15 protein-coding genes are annotated in these 17,404 nt (G+C 45.3%); 2 read left to right on the top strand and 13 right to left on the bottom strand.

Features of this window, described 5'->3' with window-relative positions:
• Positions 1-134: 134 nt before the first annotated feature.
• From MKY01_RS13540 to MKY01_RS13505, 8 genes are all read right to left on the bottom strand, one after another.
• Positions 135-2,093, bottom strand: coding sequence for an ABC transporter permease (locus tag MKY01_RS13540; RefSeq protein ID WP_339286619.1), 1,959 nt, complete (start codon positions 2,091-2,093; stop codon positions 135-137).
• Entirely contained in the window at positions 2,068-2,838 is a 771-nt protein-coding gene (locus tag MKY01_RS13535; protein ID WP_076318070.1) for an ABC transporter ATP-binding protein, read from the bottom strand. Before MKY01_RS13535 ends, MKY01_RS13540 begins: the two co-directional genes overlap by 26 nt.
• 313 nt (positions 2,839-3,151) lie before the next feature.
• Positions 3,152-4,135, bottom strand: a complete 984-nt coding sequence (locus tag MKY01_RS13530) for a sensor histidine kinase (RefSeq protein WP_339286618.1) — start codon at positions 4,133-4,135, stop codon at positions 3,152-3,154.
• A complete protein-coding gene (locus MKY01_RS13525; protein ID WP_047842720.1) occupies positions 4,132-4,836 on the bottom strand; it encodes a response regulator transcription factor in 705 nt (234 codons plus the stop codon). Before MKY01_RS13525 ends, MKY01_RS13530 begins: the two co-directional genes overlap by 4 nt.
• Positions 4,837-4,877: 41 nt before the next feature.
• Complete coding sequence (nagZ, locus tag MKY01_RS13520; protein ID WP_339286617.1) at positions 4,878-6,218, bottom strand: beta-N-acetylhexosaminidase; 1,341 nt, start codon at positions 6,216-6,218, stop codon at positions 4,878-4,880.
• Between the two features lie 398 nt (positions 6,219-6,616).
• The gene (locus MKY01_RS13515; protein ID WP_339286616.1) at positions 6,617-7,720 is read right to left on the bottom strand and encodes an NADH:flavin oxidoreductase; all 1,104 of its coding nucleotides are present in this window, start codon (positions 7,718-7,720) and stop codon (positions 6,617-6,619) included.
• A gap of 332 nt (positions 7,721-8,052) precedes the next feature.
• Positions 8,053-9,366, bottom strand: a complete 1,314-nt coding sequence (locus tag MKY01_RS13510; RefSeq protein WP_339286614.1) for a hypothetical protein — start codon at positions 9,364-9,366, stop codon at positions 8,053-8,055.
• Positions 9,367-9,547: 181 nt separating this feature from the next.
• Positions 9,548-10,597, bottom strand: a complete 1,050-nt coding sequence (locus tag MKY01_RS13505; protein WP_017688800.1) for a 2,3-butanediol dehydrogenase — start codon at positions 10,595-10,597, stop codon at positions 9,548-9,550.
• 386 nt (positions 10,598-10,983) lie between these two features.
• Here MKY01_RS13505 and MKY01_RS13500 point away from each other — a divergent pair, with 386 nt between their 5' ends.
• Positions 10,984-12,021, top strand: coding sequence for a LacI family DNA-binding transcriptional regulator (locus tag MKY01_RS13500; RefSeq protein ID WP_339286612.1), 1,038 nt, complete (start codon positions 10,984-10,986; stop codon positions 12,019-12,021).
• A 177-nt stretch (positions 12,022-12,198) separates the two neighbouring features.
• Here the strand turns inward: MKY01_RS13500 and MKY01_RS13495 are convergent, their stop codons facing one another.
• Together MKY01_RS13495 and MKY01_RS13490 are read right to left on the bottom strand one after the other, a co-directional pair.
• Positions 12,199-13,167, bottom strand: coding sequence for a D-2-hydroxyacid dehydrogenase family protein (locus MKY01_RS13495; protein ID WP_339286610.1), 969 nt, complete (start codon positions 13,165-13,167; stop codon positions 12,199-12,201).
• An 80-nt stretch (positions 13,168-13,247) separates the two neighbouring features.
• A complete protein-coding gene (locus MKY01_RS13490; RefSeq protein ID WP_339286608.1) occupies positions 13,248-13,829 on the bottom strand; it encodes a TetR/AcrR family transcriptional regulator in 582 nt (193 codons plus the stop codon).
• 284 nt (positions 13,830-14,113) lie between these two features.
• Between MKY01_RS13490 and MKY01_RS13485 the strand changes: the two genes are divergently transcribed.
• Positions 14,114-15,334, top strand: a complete 1,221-nt coding sequence (locus tag MKY01_RS13485; RefSeq protein WP_339286606.1) for an MFS transporter — start codon at positions 14,114-14,116, stop codon at positions 15,332-15,334.
• Between the two features lies 1 nt (position 15,335).
• Here MKY01_RS13485 and MKY01_RS13480 read toward each other — a convergent pair whose 3' ends face one another.
• The 3 genes from MKY01_RS13480 to MKY01_RS13470 form a co-directional block, all read right to left on the bottom strand.
• On the bottom strand, positions 15,336-15,497 hold the full coding sequence (locus tag MKY01_RS13480) for a hypothetical protein (RefSeq protein ID WP_155985038.1): 162 nt from the start codon (positions 15,495-15,497) through the stop codon (positions 15,336-15,338).
• Positions 15,498-15,529: 32 nt separating this feature from the next.
• On the bottom strand, positions 15,530-15,985 hold the full coding sequence (locus MKY01_RS13475; protein ID WP_047842714.1) for an SRPBCC family protein: 456 nt from the start codon (positions 15,983-15,985) through the stop codon (positions 15,530-15,532).
• 161 nt (positions 15,986-16,146) lie between these two features.
• Positions 16,147-17,232, bottom strand: coding sequence for an HD domain-containing protein (locus tag MKY01_RS13470; RefSeq protein ID WP_339286603.1), 1,086 nt, complete (start codon positions 17,230-17,232; stop codon positions 16,147-16,149).
• Positions 17,233-17,404 lie beyond the last annotated feature (172 nt).

Below are 17,404 nucleotides of genomic sequence, written 5' to 3'. Positions count from 1 at the left end.
TAACTCCATCCTTCTAACTGCTTGAAAAACTATGTAATGATACATTCTGTATCTAATGAAATAGTACTGTGCCTCAGCTAGAAAAGTCAACAGACACCGAGCGATGAGTCCGGTGTCTGTTGGGCCATGCTATTTTAGACTAATTTGGAATACATGTGACGCAGATACCGCCAGCGCACGAGTGCAAAATACAAAATCTGCATGGAAGCAAACACCAAGAAGATGCGCAGGCTGTATCCAAAGACCGAGAAATCAACCAGTTGCTGCAACGCTACAAAGGCAACCGAACTGTGGATGACCGCCACCAGAATCGGCAGGAAGAACATAAGCAATAGCTGCCTTGTTACGATCTTACGGAGTTCGGGACGACTCAGTCCCATTTTGCCAATCATGCGATACTGCGCTTCATCCCGTTCTAGATCTGCGTAAAGTCTGAAATACGTGAAACTTGCTGCAAAGGTGAAGAAAACAATGCCGATCAGGCCGCTCAAAATTAGAATGATGCCATTGGTCTGCTTGGAATTAAGCCAATCCACCACAAGCGCGCTGACCTCGTAATAACCTTTTTCGGAATGATCATCTTGAATGGATTTGATCAATTCAGGAGCAAAGCTGCGTGTACCCATCCAATCTTTCACGATAAATTGTATCGTTCGACTCGAATAGAAACCTTCAGGCATGCCAACTTCCTCGTTGTACGCAGGTCTCATCTTATTAAACAATTCGTCGGTTACGACGTAGAGATAAATTTCATATTGAAAAGGAATCACAATATCGGTACCAGGTGTCGATAGCTGGACAGGTATGTGCTGATTATCAACCTCCAGATTGATCTTTCCTCCCGAGGCTCCTTTTTCAACCTGTTCACGGTACTCCTTGCGCATCGCCAAATTGCTTGGTGTCATAAATGACTCATCGATTTGTTTCAACGTACGTTCTTCATACCCCAGTGCCTTCGCAAGACGGTTATAATCACTCAGTTTGATAATATTCCCATTATTATTTTCACCTATAGGAGCATAACTGCCCTTCACGTAGGGAACTTGATTATCAATCAACGTTTCTTCAATCTGCCGAATATGTCGCACGGAGTTTGGAGTATACCAGTTATTCATATAACTGAATGCGTACGGATTCGACATGGACGACAACCCCGGGTCAGCAATAGCAAGCATGGTGCCAATTCCCGTAAATGAAGAAGCCGAGATGATACTTACCATGAAAAACATGATGGCGTTATCTTTCATTCTATAGGTAAGTTCAGATAGGAAGAGCAGATTGGTTTTACGGAAAAACAACCTTGGATTTCTTTTCAGTGCCCGAATGATGTATACACTGAGCTGCGTGAACAGAAAGTACGTACCTGCAATAACAACCACGACACTTGCGAGTAATAACGGAAAGGAGAAGCTTATCCATACAAAAGTGAATACTCCTGCATAACCCCCACCAATCAACAATACGGATAACAAGGCGAGTAGACGTGAGGCTTTGGGTTCCGGTTTCGGTTTTTCCTCTGATTTCACAAGGTCAATGAGAGTTCCTTTGCGAATGAGCAAGGATGAGGACATCGCGATCACAACAAACAGCAGCAGAAATGCACCTGCCGTCAGGGCAATGCTTTTTAGCGGAAAATAGAATCGAAGACTGTTCTCAACAGCCAGCATGGAGCCACAGATCAGCAGAATCAATTTGCCGAAAATAATTCCGAGTCCAATCCCGGTAATGATGGAAGCTAATCCGATACACATGTTCTCCATAAACAGAAGTCTGTTCATCTGCTTACGTGTCATGCCTATGATCAGGAAAATACCAAATTCCTTCTTGCGCGTCTTCAGAAATGAACCAACGGAGTAGAGCAGGAACAGGAATGAAAAGATGAATATAATGATCTCTGCAATCACAAACCCCTGATTTGCAAGCAACGTAACCGTTCCACTTGATCCCTTTAACCCCGCTTTCAAATCAGGATGGAACAGGAGCAATGCGTAAGTAAAAAAGATCATAACGGAAAATGTACTGCTCAGAAAATGAGCCAGATAAATTCGTTTGTTGCGAACAACGTTATTAATGGCGAACTGGCGAAAATTCATGTCCTGAACCTCCCATTAGGGATAATACATTAATAATCTTCTGGTAAAAGGCTGCGCGATTATCGCCGTAGTGAATTTCATTATACAGTTTGCCATCCTTGATAAAGACAACCCGACTGCAATAACTTGCAGCTACTGCATCATGAGTGACCAGCAGCATCGTAGCCTGATCCTCCTGATTGCGAGTTTCGAGAATCTCCATGACATCTCTTGCCGCCTTCGAATCCAGGTTGCCTGTTGGCTCATCGGCCAGAATCAGCTTCGGGGAATGGATAAGCGCTCTGGCAATGGCCGTACGCTGTGCCTGTCCTCCTGATATCTCATATGTCCGTTTGTTCAGAATACCCTCGATCCCCAGCTTGCTTGCCAGATGTTCAACACGAGTGTTCATCTCTGCTAGCGAAACACCGTCAAGAGTCAGTGGCAGCACAATGTTTTCCTTGACTGTCAGGGTATTTAACAGATTGAACGATTGAAAAACAAATCCAAGCTCTTTGCGCCGGAACAGCGCAAGTTCGTCCTGATTCAATTCAAACGGATTCTTCCCTGCAATCCGAAGTTCGCCTGATGTTGGATGATCAATGGTTGAGATCATGTTCAGCAGTGTTGTTTTGCCACTACCGGATGGTCCCATGATGCCAACAAACTCACCTTCCTGAATACTGAGGTCAATACCTGATAACGCTTCATAAGATACGATGCCTTTGTAGATTTTACTGATCTGTTTCACAGAACAAATCTCCATGGTTACAACTCCTTAGTGATATATTAATTCAAAATCAAGTTACTTTTCATGCTGTGTGCATGCGTATTGTGCGTGGCCTTTCCTGTACTCTTATGACTATAGTCTATCGAAGTTTCGGCCATTCTCCTATGGTTTAACCTTTCATCAACATGACAATGTTGTAAGGTTGCATCATAAAAATCAAAAAGACGCCTTCGCCCCGATCAGGCAATAGACGTCTATACTTACACTTACACTGTAATATATACTCCACTCACACTTTTTCAACAAAAATACAGACCTCACGTCCCAATCTTATCTTCAACCTGTCACTTCAAGAGTTGAATGTAATTCGGACAGTCGTTCCTTCGCCGTACACAGATTCAAGATCAATCCTATGATTCATCCGTGTTAACACTTCTTTGGCAATATACAGCCCCATGCCTGTGGACTCTTTGAAATGACGCCCGTTCTCCCCGGTGAAGAAAGGCTGGAATACCCGGTTTAGATCAGACTTCGGAATTCCGATGCCCTGATCCTGCACTTCCAGTATGATGGAGCGTTCGGCTTCATACGCACGCACATAGATCTTTTGCCCGCTGCCCGCGGAATATTTGATTGCATTGGACAGTAACTGTACCAAGACAAAACGAATCCACTTGGCATCGGATTGCACAACCAGCGCAGAATCGATATGTATCTCTGGATAGACGTGATTGCGGATGAAGAACCGTTTCAGCTCATGGATCGCCTCTCCCCCAGCGGTCCTCAGTATCACAGGTTCCACACTGAAATCCTGTTCGAAGGTATCCAACCGGGCCACATACAGCACAGTCTCCAAGCCTCGCCTCATCTGGTCCGCTTCCTCCCGAATGCTTACGAGCCGAGGATCATCATCTTCCTGACCTTCCACGGTCAACTCAATAACGGATAACGGTGTCTTCATCTGATGGACCCACTGGTTCATGAATGTCAGATATTCTTGCTGCCGTTGTTCCAGCCGATGGAGATGAGCATGGTACTGTCCGTATTGTGAATCCAGCAGCTTTTCCAGCGCCAGTGATAAAGGACTTGTTTCGTTCAATGGTACAAATTCCTTCAGCGAATCCATCGACCGTGACATCCGGGTATAAAAGGAGCGATGTGAATAATAACGATACACCAAATATCCGATGTATAAAAATAATCCCAACGCTACGGCATAAGCAGCCGTGACCCAATCGTTGTAACCGTCATACCAGAACACTGCAACAACGGTGAACAAGATGGCAACAACCCAGCACGTTAAAGCGAGATGTTCTCGTATAAACAATCTCATGATGGTGATGAGGCCTTCCAGGTATTGTTCAATCGGTAACCCGAACCTCTGACCGTTTCCAGTGCGTCCGTAATACCAAGTTCGGCTAATCGTTTACGCACCCGAGTAACGTTTACGCTGAGTGTATTGTCATCCACAAAAGAGTCATCCCACAGCTTCTCCAAGATTGTCTCTCTGCTCACCAGCTTGGGACTGCGGCGGAGTAACGTTTCCAGCAGAATCGTTTCCTTCTTCGTCAGCTGTACTTTGCGATCACCAAGCTGAATCTCCAGTCTTTCCAAGTACACGACCAAACCGTCCAGTTCCACCTTGCGTTCTTCATCACGAGCAGCATAGTCCCCATATACCCGGCGCAGCTGACTTCGAATTTTTGCTATAACAATCTCATGCTCAAATGGCTTCGTAATATAATCATCCGCCCCGTTCTCCAGTGCCATGACCTGATCCATCTTCCCACTCCGTGCGGAGATAAACAAAATGGGGCATGTAGACAGCGTACGAATCTGGCGGCACCAATAGAAACCATCGTAACTGGGCAAGTTGATATCCAGAAGTACCACATGTGGCTGTACCTGCTCAAACTGTTGCACAATCATCTCAAAATCCTCGACCAGTACGGCCCGGTCCCCGTAGCGTTCAATATGTGATTTCAATAATCCCGCAATCTTGGGATCGTCCTCTATTATCATAATGGTATACATTATTGGATCTCACCTCTGGCAAAATCATAACACAGGATTTATTATCTAGCATCGATTTGCTTACGCCAATCCACAATATCTGCATTCAATTGCTTCAGGTCTCCGGAAGCTTTCTGATCATCGGATAACTTGTATTGTTGCTTCAATGCCAGGATACGATATACACTTTCATCAATTCGGGACTCGGTGATTTTGCCTGACTTTACTGCACTTATTAGCGTATCAAAAATCGTCTTGGCACTCTCATAACTGTGAGCTACCAACAGAATGTCACTTCCTGCTTTAACAGTTGCTAGGGCTGCCTGGTCCAACTTGTAGTTCTTCGCGATTGCACCCATACTCAGGTCATCTGTGATGACGACACCATCATAATTGAACTTCCCGCGCAAATGTTCACCTATAATGACATCCGATAAGGAAGCCGGATGATCCGGGTCCAGCTTCGGGAACAAAATGTGTGCAACCATGACCGCCTCTACCTGCTCCTTCACTGCGGCCTGGAACGGAATCCATTCAAGCTCGGCCAGTTGTTTTTCCGTTTTATTCACGACAGGGAGATCGAGATGGGAGTCCACGGACGTATCACCATGACCCGGAAAATGTTTCACTACCGGAATAATGCCTTCATTACGTAGTCCCTTCATCTCTGCAATCCCCATACGTGACACCAGTTCTGCCGAGCTGCCGAATGAACGATCTCCAATCACCGGGTTCTTCGGGTTACTATTCACATCCAACACAGGAGCAAAGTCCACATTAAAACCCGCAAGCTGAACTTGTCTGGCCAGTAATTCGCCCATCGTTTCAGCAAGCGCGCTATCTTTCGTCTCCCCTACTTTTCTACTGGAAGGAATGGATTCCACCGTCTCCGGCATACGGCTCACTTTGCCGCCCTCCTGATCCACACTCATGAAGATCGGTACCGGGTTGGACTGATTCGCTTCCTTGATGGATTGTACAAACTTGGCTGTTCCCTCGAGTGTTGATACATTGTTGGCATAGAAAATAATGCCCCCTACCTTTTGATTCGTAATCATCTGTTTGGCTTGATCATCCAACGTTGTCCCTTGAACACCGGCCAGTATCATCTGTCCAATCTTCTCTTCTAACGTTAATGAATTGAGCTGCTCCTGCACCGGATCGACTTCTTCTTGCGGTTCCTCTGGTACTTCTTCCTGCGGTGGAGCGGTATTCTGCTCCGGCGATGAAGAAGATTGCCCTGAGTTGGAGCCAGCGTTTGAGCCGGTGTTCGAGTCCGTTGCGGAGGAAGGTTTCTGTGCTTGGCCACATGCCGATAAAAGCAAAACGATCCCCAGCAGAAGACACATCATATGCAATGGTTTTCTCCATTTATTATTCGAGTTGTACCTATAGTTGTGCAAGGATATTCATCCTCCTTATGTAATGTCATCTTGGCAACCCTTGGGTTCAGGCCTAACCTTATCATAAGGTGGTAGATTTTCAAAATAAGTCGTACTGAAGATTGAAAAGTTGTTCAGACACTTAAGCGGTAAAAAAAGTGGTTGCACTGGAACCTGAGATGTGGAACTTAATGGTGTTGTGACTAGGCGCGTGTGCGATGTATGTGGAGAATAAAAAGGAGTAACGGTGCAGAAAACGATTTTATATTGTGAATTTTTCATATGTTGAAATTATTAGTATAGGAAGATCAAAAAGCCGCCCAAAGGCGGCCTATTTGTTCGTTTTTGTTTTACTTTTTGTTGTAAATCGTTGCCGTTCAGTGTTAGTTCACCTTTCACCAAACGTTATTAGGCTTCTATTAATGGAGTGTTTGCAACACTTCCGTTGTAAATGGAATGATTTCGGATATGCGATCTTCACGAACTTTGGCAGGCCATTCGGGATCACTAAGCAGAACACGACCCAAGGCGATCAAGTCAAATTCATTGTTCTCCAACTTCTCATTTAATTGATCCAAATGGGCATCACCTGTTCCCTGGTTCTCGGTTGCTCTGTCTACGAATTCAGCTTCAAGACCTACCGATCCAACTGAAATAGCTGGTTTACCCGTTATTTTTTGCGTCCAACCCGCAAGATTCAGCTCAGATCCTTCGAATTCCGGTAACCAGAACCGGCGTGTAGAGCAATGGAATATATCCACGCCAGCAGTACTAAGTGGGGCCAAGAATTGCTCCAATTGTTCTGGCGTCTCCACCAGACGTGCCTCATAATTCCCCATCTTCCATTGGGAGAACCGGAGCACAATTGGGAAATTAGGACCAACCGCCGCACGACAAGCTTCAATCACTTCAACCGCAAATTGGGTTCGCCGTACCAAATCACCACCATAATTGTCGGTCCGTCGATTCGTCTGCTCCCAGAAGAATTGGTCAATCAGGTATCCATGGGCTCCGTGCAGTTCAATGCCGTCAAACCCGATTCGCTGTGCATCCGCTGCCGCTTGGGCAAATGCCTGTACAAGACCTTGAATCTCCTCTTCCGTTAATGGTTCACGTGATGGTTCACCTGCCATGCTAACCCCTGACGGACTTACAGGCTCAGCTTCTGCGTTAGGCAAGTCACCGGAACGACGTGCTGTACCCACATGCCACAATTGTGGCATGATTTTGCCACCCGCTTCATGTACTGCTTTCACTACATTAGCCCATCCTTGCAACGAATCTTCACCATGGAATAATGGAATACTCGCTCCACTAACCGAAGATGGATGATTAATGCCTGTGCCTTCCGTTATGATGAGCCCCACTCCACCTGCTGCTCTGCGACGATAGTATTCAGCAACTTCTGGTCCAGGTACACCCTCTGGTGAGAATCCGCGAGTCATGGGTGCCATAACGATTCGATTAGACAATGTTAGCTTGTCCGAGGTGAAAGGTTTGAATAATGCTGAAGGTACGTTCATAGTACATTGCTCCTTTGCAATTGGAAGTGTGGAACTCCGCATCCACATGAAATGCGACATGCTTTTGTATATTGTAACACGTGTAATCCAGTTGACTGGTTTAGGATTATTTCTCTATCCATTTTATAGTTTCTTAATTTTATTTTCAAATTTTCGAAGTTGGGCGTTCAAACTACTCTTATAGAAAAAAAAGAAAGCTACCTTACGGCAGCCTCTGTTGGATCACACTACCGAAGCAGTCTGACATGCACTCTACTACATCTTAAAGTATTTTCCCGGTCACCAATAATGTGGATGTAGCATAGTATATAATCCATAATCTTCCTTCCAATTTAATTAGCATTCACGGGGATATCACTGCGATTCACTCGAAGCAATTTCCCTGATGAAGTTGATAACACATCCGGATCGGTACCCAGACCAAAGTAGAAGTCACCCTCGTTCTCTTCGAAAGACTTGGCATAGGTGTCCTGGTTAAAACGTAAAATCTCATTCCATGTGGTCAGATCAGTGGATTGGTAGACCCGATTGATATACAGATTGGCACTTTGGCGAGTGTACGTAAGCACATACACCTTGCCATCACGCAACAGCACATCGGTTGGGAGCGCCTTGGCATCCGGGAGATTAACTCGCCTTGCCTGATTGATGTCGGTCATGACATTCAAAGATTTGGGCAGCAACTGCCCATCATTGAACACGCCTCCCGCTATATAGAGCAACTTGTTATTGAAGTTAACATTTTTGCCTATTTTATTATAAGGAATCGTGCCCGTTTGATAGGTTAGTCCAGGCAGCATTTTGTTACCATAGATGACAACATCCCGTTTCTCAAGCTTTTCATTAATCTCCAAAATATTAGTTTTGTCATTCCATATTTTATTGGCAGGATACATCATGCCAGATGCATATAACTTGCCATTAAGATGGAACATGGTATAAGCCCGGAAACCAAACGTATTAATGGTCGCATATTTTTGCCAAGTTTCACCTTCATTATGAGAGATTAGAATGGTTGGTTTGGACTCTGTACCCAGCGCGGCAAACATTTTACCCTGATAAGATGCCAAATCGTATACGTGTACACCCAGCGGCAGATTGCGATATTTGGTCCACACCTCTCCATCCAGACGATAGAAGTTACCCAGTTCCCACTGTTCACTATCGGAATCATTGCCAGGAATATATAACTTGTCGTTTAGTACTCTGTAGATATCAATCTGTTCCTCATCCACATACATCTTCGTTGATGGCAAGATGCTCGGGTTGCTATTAGTCACTGACTGGGTCTTGAATTTTGCATTCGCTGTATCATAATAAATGACTGGAATAGGGCCTGAATTAGGAGCTACGCCCAGATTGCTACTATTTCCGTGGCCCAAATATATTTTGCCGTTGTACAGTTGCATGTCCCAGACGTTATTAGCATATGGTGTTTTGGTAAAAGGTCTGCCTAGCAGTTCGATCTTCGATGTTACATCCGCTGAACTGATTGGTGCATTCGACACCTTGGCAAGCCCACGTTCCGTCGCAGGGGGTTGACTCGTTGACGTGGTGTTTTTTGGCTTGGAGTTCCCCATAAGCATCCAGCTCATTCCTGCGACAATGGTCAAAATTACGGCTGTCCATTTTGTATGTCTCTGCATGTCCGCTTCCTCCTTCATTTTTTCATCATCATTACCTTCACACCAAGATGATACAATTTGTATCTTTTTATACTATGTAAAACCACCCGCACATGCAACAAATTCCGCCCTATTTATACAAAAAAAGTAGACAATCACATCTGTTGATGTGCTGTCTACTTGTTCTTACTGTCTGTGATTTCTATTCAGCTTTTACCAAAATCTTAACCTGATTTTTCTCTTTCAACAGTGCTTCAAATCCATGCTCTACCACTTCATCCAACGAAATTCGTTTGGTCACCAGCTTGTCAGCCGGGAAGAAACCTTTATCCATCAGACTGATCACCGCCGGGAACACATCGCGATAACCGATAATGCCATTGACCGTACGCTCTTTCATGACAATTGAGTTCGGGTGAATCGGTGCTTCCTGTTCAAAAATGCTGACGATCATCAACTCTCCACCAATACGTGTTGAATCGATGGCTTGTTGCAGAACACGTGGAACACCAGTTACTTCATAGGCTACGTTAACGCCGCCTTGTGTACGTTGATGGATCTCTTCCACGACATTAAACTGCATTGGATCAATCACAATGGCACCGAGCTCTTCGGCTTTTGCTTTCCGTTCATCCGATAACTCCACCACATAAATATCCGACGCTCCCGAAGCTTTAAGCGCTTCGATGACCAGTAACCCGATTGGGCCTGCGCCAAACACGGCTGCCGTATCTCCCACTTTCAGCTTGCTTTGGCGCACAGCGTGAAGTGCTACAGCTGAAGGTTCAACCAACGCACCTTGCTCATACGAGATTGAATCCGGAATGGCATGTACCATATTTTCTGCAGCAGTTACATACTCGGAGAATCCTCCTCCGCCTCCAGCGAGTCCAAGGAAACCCATCTGATCGCACAGATTGTATCTGCCCTGTTTACAAGCTTCGCAGTGTCCACATGCATAGATGGGTTCTACCACAACACGATCGCCCGCCTTGAAACGCGTAACACCTTCCCCTACTTCAACCACCTGTCCTGAGAATTCATGCCCCATAACTATAGGCGCTTGTTCCCCTGTTAGCGGATGCGGTGCTTGAGCGGGAATGAAGATTGGACCTGCTGTGTACTCGTGCAAATCACTGCCGCAGATACCGCACCATTCCACTTTTATTTTGACCTTTCCTTCTTCAGGCTGAGGTTCATTAATATTTTCGAGACGTAAATCTTTGACTCCATGCCAACGTAATGCTTTCATTCATTTCATCTCCCAGATCATAATTTGTGATATAATCGGAAACGTTTCCGTAAATTAAATATGTCACATTTTAGATACGCTGTCAAACATATTTCTCCACTAATATGGCTATTTCATGATCATATCGAGTTCACTTAAGAATGCTCGCACTTTAATTCAAGTGATCTTAGCGGTATTACAAACGATGTAATCCTTGTTATTAACATATATTATGGCAAATATTATTGTAGTCCCATTGAAATTTAATCAGGCGTTGCCATAAATCTGGCCCTTTCACGGGATACTTCATTGTTCAAATGTTATAATCAAGTTATATAACTATCGTGAAGTTCATACATATTCCTAATAATTCGGAATCGTTTCCGTTAAAGTGAGGTAACCGTACATTGAGGAAAGAACAGAAACTTACGATCAAGGACGTTGCAGAGCGTGCCGGCGTGGGCATCGCTACCGTATCCCGGGCCATCAACAATTCAGAAGGCATCAGCAGTAAAACACGGGATAAGGTGATGCAGGCCATTGAAGAACTGGGGTTTGTACCCAACACCTCGGCACAGAGTCTGAAAATCCGGCAAACGCACCAGATCGCTCTTGTTGTACCCGACATACGAAACGCCATCATTCCGGAAATCTCCTGGTCTGTAGAGCAAACGGCGAAGCAACATGGGTACCATGTCGTTCAGATCAATACGGCAGGCAATGCCAGAACGGAGCTTGAAACCATTCGTAATGTCAAAAAATTGCATGTGGACGGACTAATCTTCATGCCTCTGGCGTACCCCAAAACGTTACCCGGACTGATTGATAAAGCGCCGCTCCCTATTTCCATGATTAATTACGGCAAAAAACTGGAACCTGGCATGAAGGCAGATATCGTCTCTTTGTCTCAACCTGAAGGCAAACTGGTGATGGAGCATCTGTTCAAGATCGGTCGAACTCGAATTGCATATGCGGGAGCACCGAAGGACATTATTGAAGAACGCTTTCGTGCGTATGAGCAAGCCGTAGGTCATGTGGACATTTCTCTCGTCTACTTTGGTGAGGACTTTTCATTAAATACAGGTGCCAATGCTGCAGATTATTTCTATGGACTTACGCATATGCCAGATGCCGTCTATGCCATTAATGATATGGTTGCCATCGGATTGGTTAATCGGTTCAAGGAGTTAGGGGTTCGTGTACCTGAAGATGTGGCTGTTGTGGGTGTGGATAACAATCAATGGACAACCGTCACGTCTCCTCAGATTAGTTCCGTGTCCATTATGGGCGAAGAAGTCGCCAGACTTGCTACCGAGCTGTTGTTAAAACGAATTCGGGAGATGAATACGACCGATTACGAACACATCCAATTTGAACCGCGCTTAATCGTTCGTGAATCAAGCGTCGCCATGATTCATTCCTCCCAGCGAGGACAACACAGTTAAATTTGGTGAGGGGTATGGGCATTAGGATAGAATATATTTTACGGCTATCCCTTTATTTGTCCTGCTACACAGATATACTAAAAAGGTGTTGCTCAGGTCTAACTCTTTCCTGGCAGCACCTTATTTGTCGTTGATTCTATATAACTATAGCAGAGTCATACTCCGCATACGTTCATTCTAAGAAAGCAGTTGTCTGATCGGTGTTCCCTTCAGGAACATCGCTATATTCTCTACGGTATGATTATAATAGATCTCATAATTCCCACGAGTCACATAACCCAGATGCGGTGTGGCCAGAACGTTGGGCAATGTTCGCATCACATGGTTAACGGGTAGCGGTTCCTGCTCATATACATCCAGACCAGCACCAGCAATCACACCACGCTGCAATGCCTCCACCATAGCTTCCTGATCGACAATGCCCGCTCGCGACGTATTGATGAGTAGCGCACTCGATTTCATTAGTTGAAATTCGGCTTGTCCGATCAGATTCCGCGTACGGTCACTTAACACCAGATGAATGGATACGATGTCGCTCTCTGCAAGCAATTGCTCCTTGGTCTCGGACCAGATGACACCATGTTTTTCCGCTTTCTCTTGTGTTAGATTCTCGCTCCAGGCCATCACATTCATGCCAAATGCTTGTGCAATTTCAGCCATGCGAGTACCTATCTTGCCCAAACCAAGCAATCCAAGTGTTCTCCCATGCAGATCCAACCCGACCGTGCTCTGCCAGTTTCGATTGGAGCGAAGTGCATTATTTTCTGTAACCAGTTGTCTGGACAGCCCCAGAATCAGTGCCCATGTAAGCTCAGTCGGCGGATTAGAGCTTCCGTCAGTTCCACACACAATGATGCCGTTCTTCTCTGCAGCCTTGAGATCTATCGATGCGTTGCGCATACCACTTGTAATCAGAAGTTTTAGCTTAGGGAGCTGCGAAATGACCTTCTCCGGGAACGGTGTACGTTCCCGCATCAGAACCACAATATCAAAATCCTGCAATTCCTGAATGACTTTTTCTTCCGAGCCCATATAGTTGTTGAATGTCTGAATCTCCACCTGATCCATCAACGGACCCCAGTCCGCCGACGTCAGCGCAACGTTCTGATAATCATCCAAAACGGCACAGCGCAACTTCGTATTCATTTCTGATCTCCTCCTATATCTGCTCAATTCTTAAATATATTGTAGCAACTCCGCATCACTTTAAACAGAATAATTCCCTATTAATGTAACAAAGACAGCGTAACTTGGATGCTCTGCTCTACAAATAAGCGGTCTGGTCCTGATTTCATCAGTACAGTCAGTCCAATCATGGATACTACCAGGGACTGTGCGACCGCACTCGCGTTCATGTCAGTAGACAACTCCCCGCTCTGTTGCCCTCGTTCTATCGTTTCTTTGAAAAGAACACCCAGGTACATCTGATGCTCGCGTGTAAGGATAGCGAATTTGGGATCATGTGGAGCCAGCTCAACCATCGTATTAATGCAAAAACAGCCGTGACTAGGCTCGGTCACACTCCCCTGTGCTCCAATATGTTCAAACAATCCACGAAAGGCTTCCCGCACGGAGGAGCCCTGTTGAAGTCTGGCTCTGACTTGAGCCGCGTGCTGAGTGGTATACCTGCGAAGTGCTGTTTCGAATAATTCCTTTTTATCGCCAAAAGCCGCGTACAGACTGGGACGTTGTATGCCCATTGCGGTCGTCAAGTCATTTAAAGATGCCGCTTCGAACCCTTTGTCCCAAAACGTATGCATCGCTGCATCAAGTGCTTTATCCGTATCAAATTCCCGTTGTCTAACCATACAATTCACCTCTTTATGTATCGATCAGTATGTTTATATATTTTAACCTCACTCTTATTACAAAGTCAAAACCAAATAACCGGAAAGGAGTTTTTAGCTATAAATGAATCGAAAAATCTGGAATAGAAGCGATCGCATCGTTATTTATCGTCGTATTCTCTGGTAAATAATCTTCAATTTAACCCTCACCCATTTCTCTGTTGACAAAATTCACGCAAATAAAGTATGTTTATCCCGAAACATAACATACCAATCAGTACAGAATAGAAAGGTGACATCCATTTATGCAAACTTCTTCTCCAGATGCACAATTATCCAATAAGGATCGTCCTGCCATGTCACGGTTAGTTGCTCTTCTTTTTGCCGTGTGCAGCGGACTTGCGGTCGCCAATATCTATTATGCTCAGCCTTTGCTGGACTCCATCGCTCAAGAATTCAGCCTCTCTCCATCATCCATAGGGATAGTCATCACAGTGACTCAAATATGTTATGCCTTGGGGCTGTTTCTTCTTGTTCCGCTTGGTGACCTCTTAAATCGCCGCAAGCTGATCATCATTCAAATGCTCTTATCCGTACTTGCACTAATTCTGGTAGGCACCTCACAGTCCAGCTCACTTTTATTCGCGGGCATGGCTGTCGTAGGTCTACTCGCGGTCATTACGCAAACGCTCGTTGCCTTTGCTGCACACTTGGCAGCCCCTTCCGAACGTGGTCGCATTGTCGGGTTGGTAACCAGCGGAATCGTCATTGGCATTTTGCTTGCACGAACGGTTGCAGGTACGCTGAACGATTGGTTCGGGTGGAGATCGGTATATCTCTTCTCCGCCAGCCTTACATTACTCGGAATTGTCGCCTTATTTTTTGTTCTCCCAAGGCAACAATCCCCACAAGTAAAACAAAGCTACTTCCAATTACTCGGTTCCGTCTTGCAACTGTACCGTGAGTTGCGTGTGTTACGAGTACGAGGTGTGCTGGCCATGCTGATTTTTACAGCCTTCAGCATCTTATGGACTTCCATGGTTCTGCCACTAAGTAGCCCTCCACTGTCCCTGTCTCATACAGTCATAGGTGCATTCGGTCTCGCAGGAGCGGCGGGAGCATTGGCTGCTGCCCGTGCAGGTAAACTTGCCGACCGGGGCCTTGGGCAGAAAACAACCGGTGTCGCTCTTGTCATTCTGCTCTTGTCCTGGCTACCCATCGGTTATGTCCATCATTCTCTCTGGTTTCTGATCCTGGGTGTTATCCTGCTCGATCTCGCCGTGCAGGCCGTACATGTTACCAACCAGAGCCTGATCTACGAAGTTCGTCCCGAAGCGCAGAGCCGCCTGACGGCAGCTTATATGATCTTTTATTCCATCGGCAGTGCAACCGGCTCCATCGTTTCTACCCAAGTGTATGCATGGGCGGGCTGGACAGCCGTTTGCTGGTTAGGTGCTGGCGTTAGTGCAGCAGCCCTTGTATTCTGGATGATCGATCGTTATATGCATCGGAATATCGATCGTTGAATTAGTCCAGTTTATTCCACACCACAATAAAAAGAGTTGCCAACGGACCAAATAACAGGGAAATCAGAAACCAGTTCCGACCACTTCTGTTTTTTCCCTGAGCCAGTCCGGCATTAATCAAGGCAAGTGTGCCCCAACCTACAAAATATTCATTATCCATCAAATGTCTTCTCTCCTCTATCCATTCAATTCTGGCTACTGCTCAAGCATATCTTTGAGCTTACGATTACGATCCTCTAGAAATGCCTGCATGTATCTCTTCAGCACAAGTCGCTCCGTTGCCCATCCCAGCAATCCAAGTGGTGCTTCGAATCGAAGTGTGTCTCTCATGCAAGTCATCTGATCCCCAATTACACTGAAATGATGTTCATGTCGCATGCTCTTGAAAGCCCCTTTCTCCATCTGATCCACAAAGAGGAAAGGTCGTTCAAACTGCACAATTCGGGACTTCAACTTCTGTCTGACCCCAAAATGAGTAGCCTGAAATGTAACGGTATCCCCTGCTCCAATTCTTCCTGTGGTTACTCCTGCAACTGCTCGCTCTCTTGTATGTTGCCAGACGGTCTGAGTATGTACATCAATATCCCGGGCATAGTCAAAGCATCGTTCAATCGAGGCATGTATTGTAATCTCGGTTGTCACTTCAATCATAGCGATCGCTCCTTGGCAGGAAAAATAAGGTCTTTGCAAAGTATACGCTTGCTTCCTTGGTCGAACAACACATCTAGGATGATATAACAAAAAACGGGTCCCCTGTCTTCGTACAGGAGGCCCGTCCTCAATATAAGTAAGGTATACAGATCATATTTAGATTAAATAAGCAATTCATCAATGGCAAGCGTACGCTCTTTGGAGAGATCGCGATATTCTTCAGACTCCACTTTGATGAGTGGTTTGAAAATATCGGACGTATTGTTCATGACAATAACACCTTTTTCTCCATTGCTGAGCAGTACCTGTTTCCCGATGAAATTAGGAAGCAAATGTTGCATCAATGCCTGAACCGGTTTTTCATTCAATTTACCAAATCCCATTCCATAGATATCTCTAAGGTTGTTGATCAGGTTTGGATTGCTTCCTCCGAGGTTCCCGGATCTCATGCCTATATAGATATCCGCTACAGATACAATCTGTGTATATGGATGAATTTCACTTTTCTCAAGTTGCATCGGATAACCCGACCCATCTTCCCGCTCGTGATGTTGCAGAGCAACCAGTGCTGTCGCTTCATCCGTCATCGAATTTTTGATAATTTCATGGCCATATATAGTGTGACGCCGCATTTCAAGCTGCTCATCAGCCGTCAACGGTTCTGTTTTGTTCCGAATCCGGTGGGAAACTTTGCACTTTCCAATGTCATGCAGATAACCACCGCGACTAATCTGATAACTCTCCTTCTGAGAATATCCAAGCCAATTCGCGAGGTAGAATGACAACAATCCTACCTGGATTGAATGTGTATAGTTATTGACGTCATCCCGCTCCAGCATCATCAGGAGATGAACGACATCTTTCTGCTCATCCAGTCCTTCAACCATCGGTTGAAGTGCATCATCCACCATGGTGGCGTTGAACTTGCCAACGGTCAGAGCTTCGAGAAAAGCATTTTGATAATTATGTACAGTCTGAATAAATTGGGACTTCAGCTCTTCTTCAGGCGGTTCTTCCTTCGTAGTTATCCCCGAAGCATGCTTTGCGGCTGCTGCAAAAAATTCTGCTTCAGTGATTTCTTCTTCGCGTGATTCAATATCTACATAATCTACACGGTGCTGCATAAGCAAGGTGATATCCTCACCTTTGATCACAGTTCCCTTCCCGAGAACGTGTAATCCTGCATCGCTGAATGTATCCGCAGTTAGACGGTCTCCGTCTTGCAGGTTCATAATATGGATTCTCAAATCGGTATTCCCCCTGAACAATTCATTATAGTAACAGCACCCAACGGAACGGGGCCACAAAAATACCTATACTTCTTTATATCGTTATAATTCTTCATTTCATACATAGTTCAAACGACCTTAATCACAATGGTAAATACGAACGCCTAAGACTTTATCCTCACTCCAACAT

Source organism: Paenibacillus sp. FSL R5-0486, from assembly GCF_037975155.1.
Taxonomy (GTDB): Bacteria; Bacillota; Bacilli; order Paenibacillales; family Paenibacillaceae; genus Paenibacillus; species Paenibacillus amylolyticus.
This window is presented reverse-complemented; position numbering and strand designations above follow the sequence as displayed.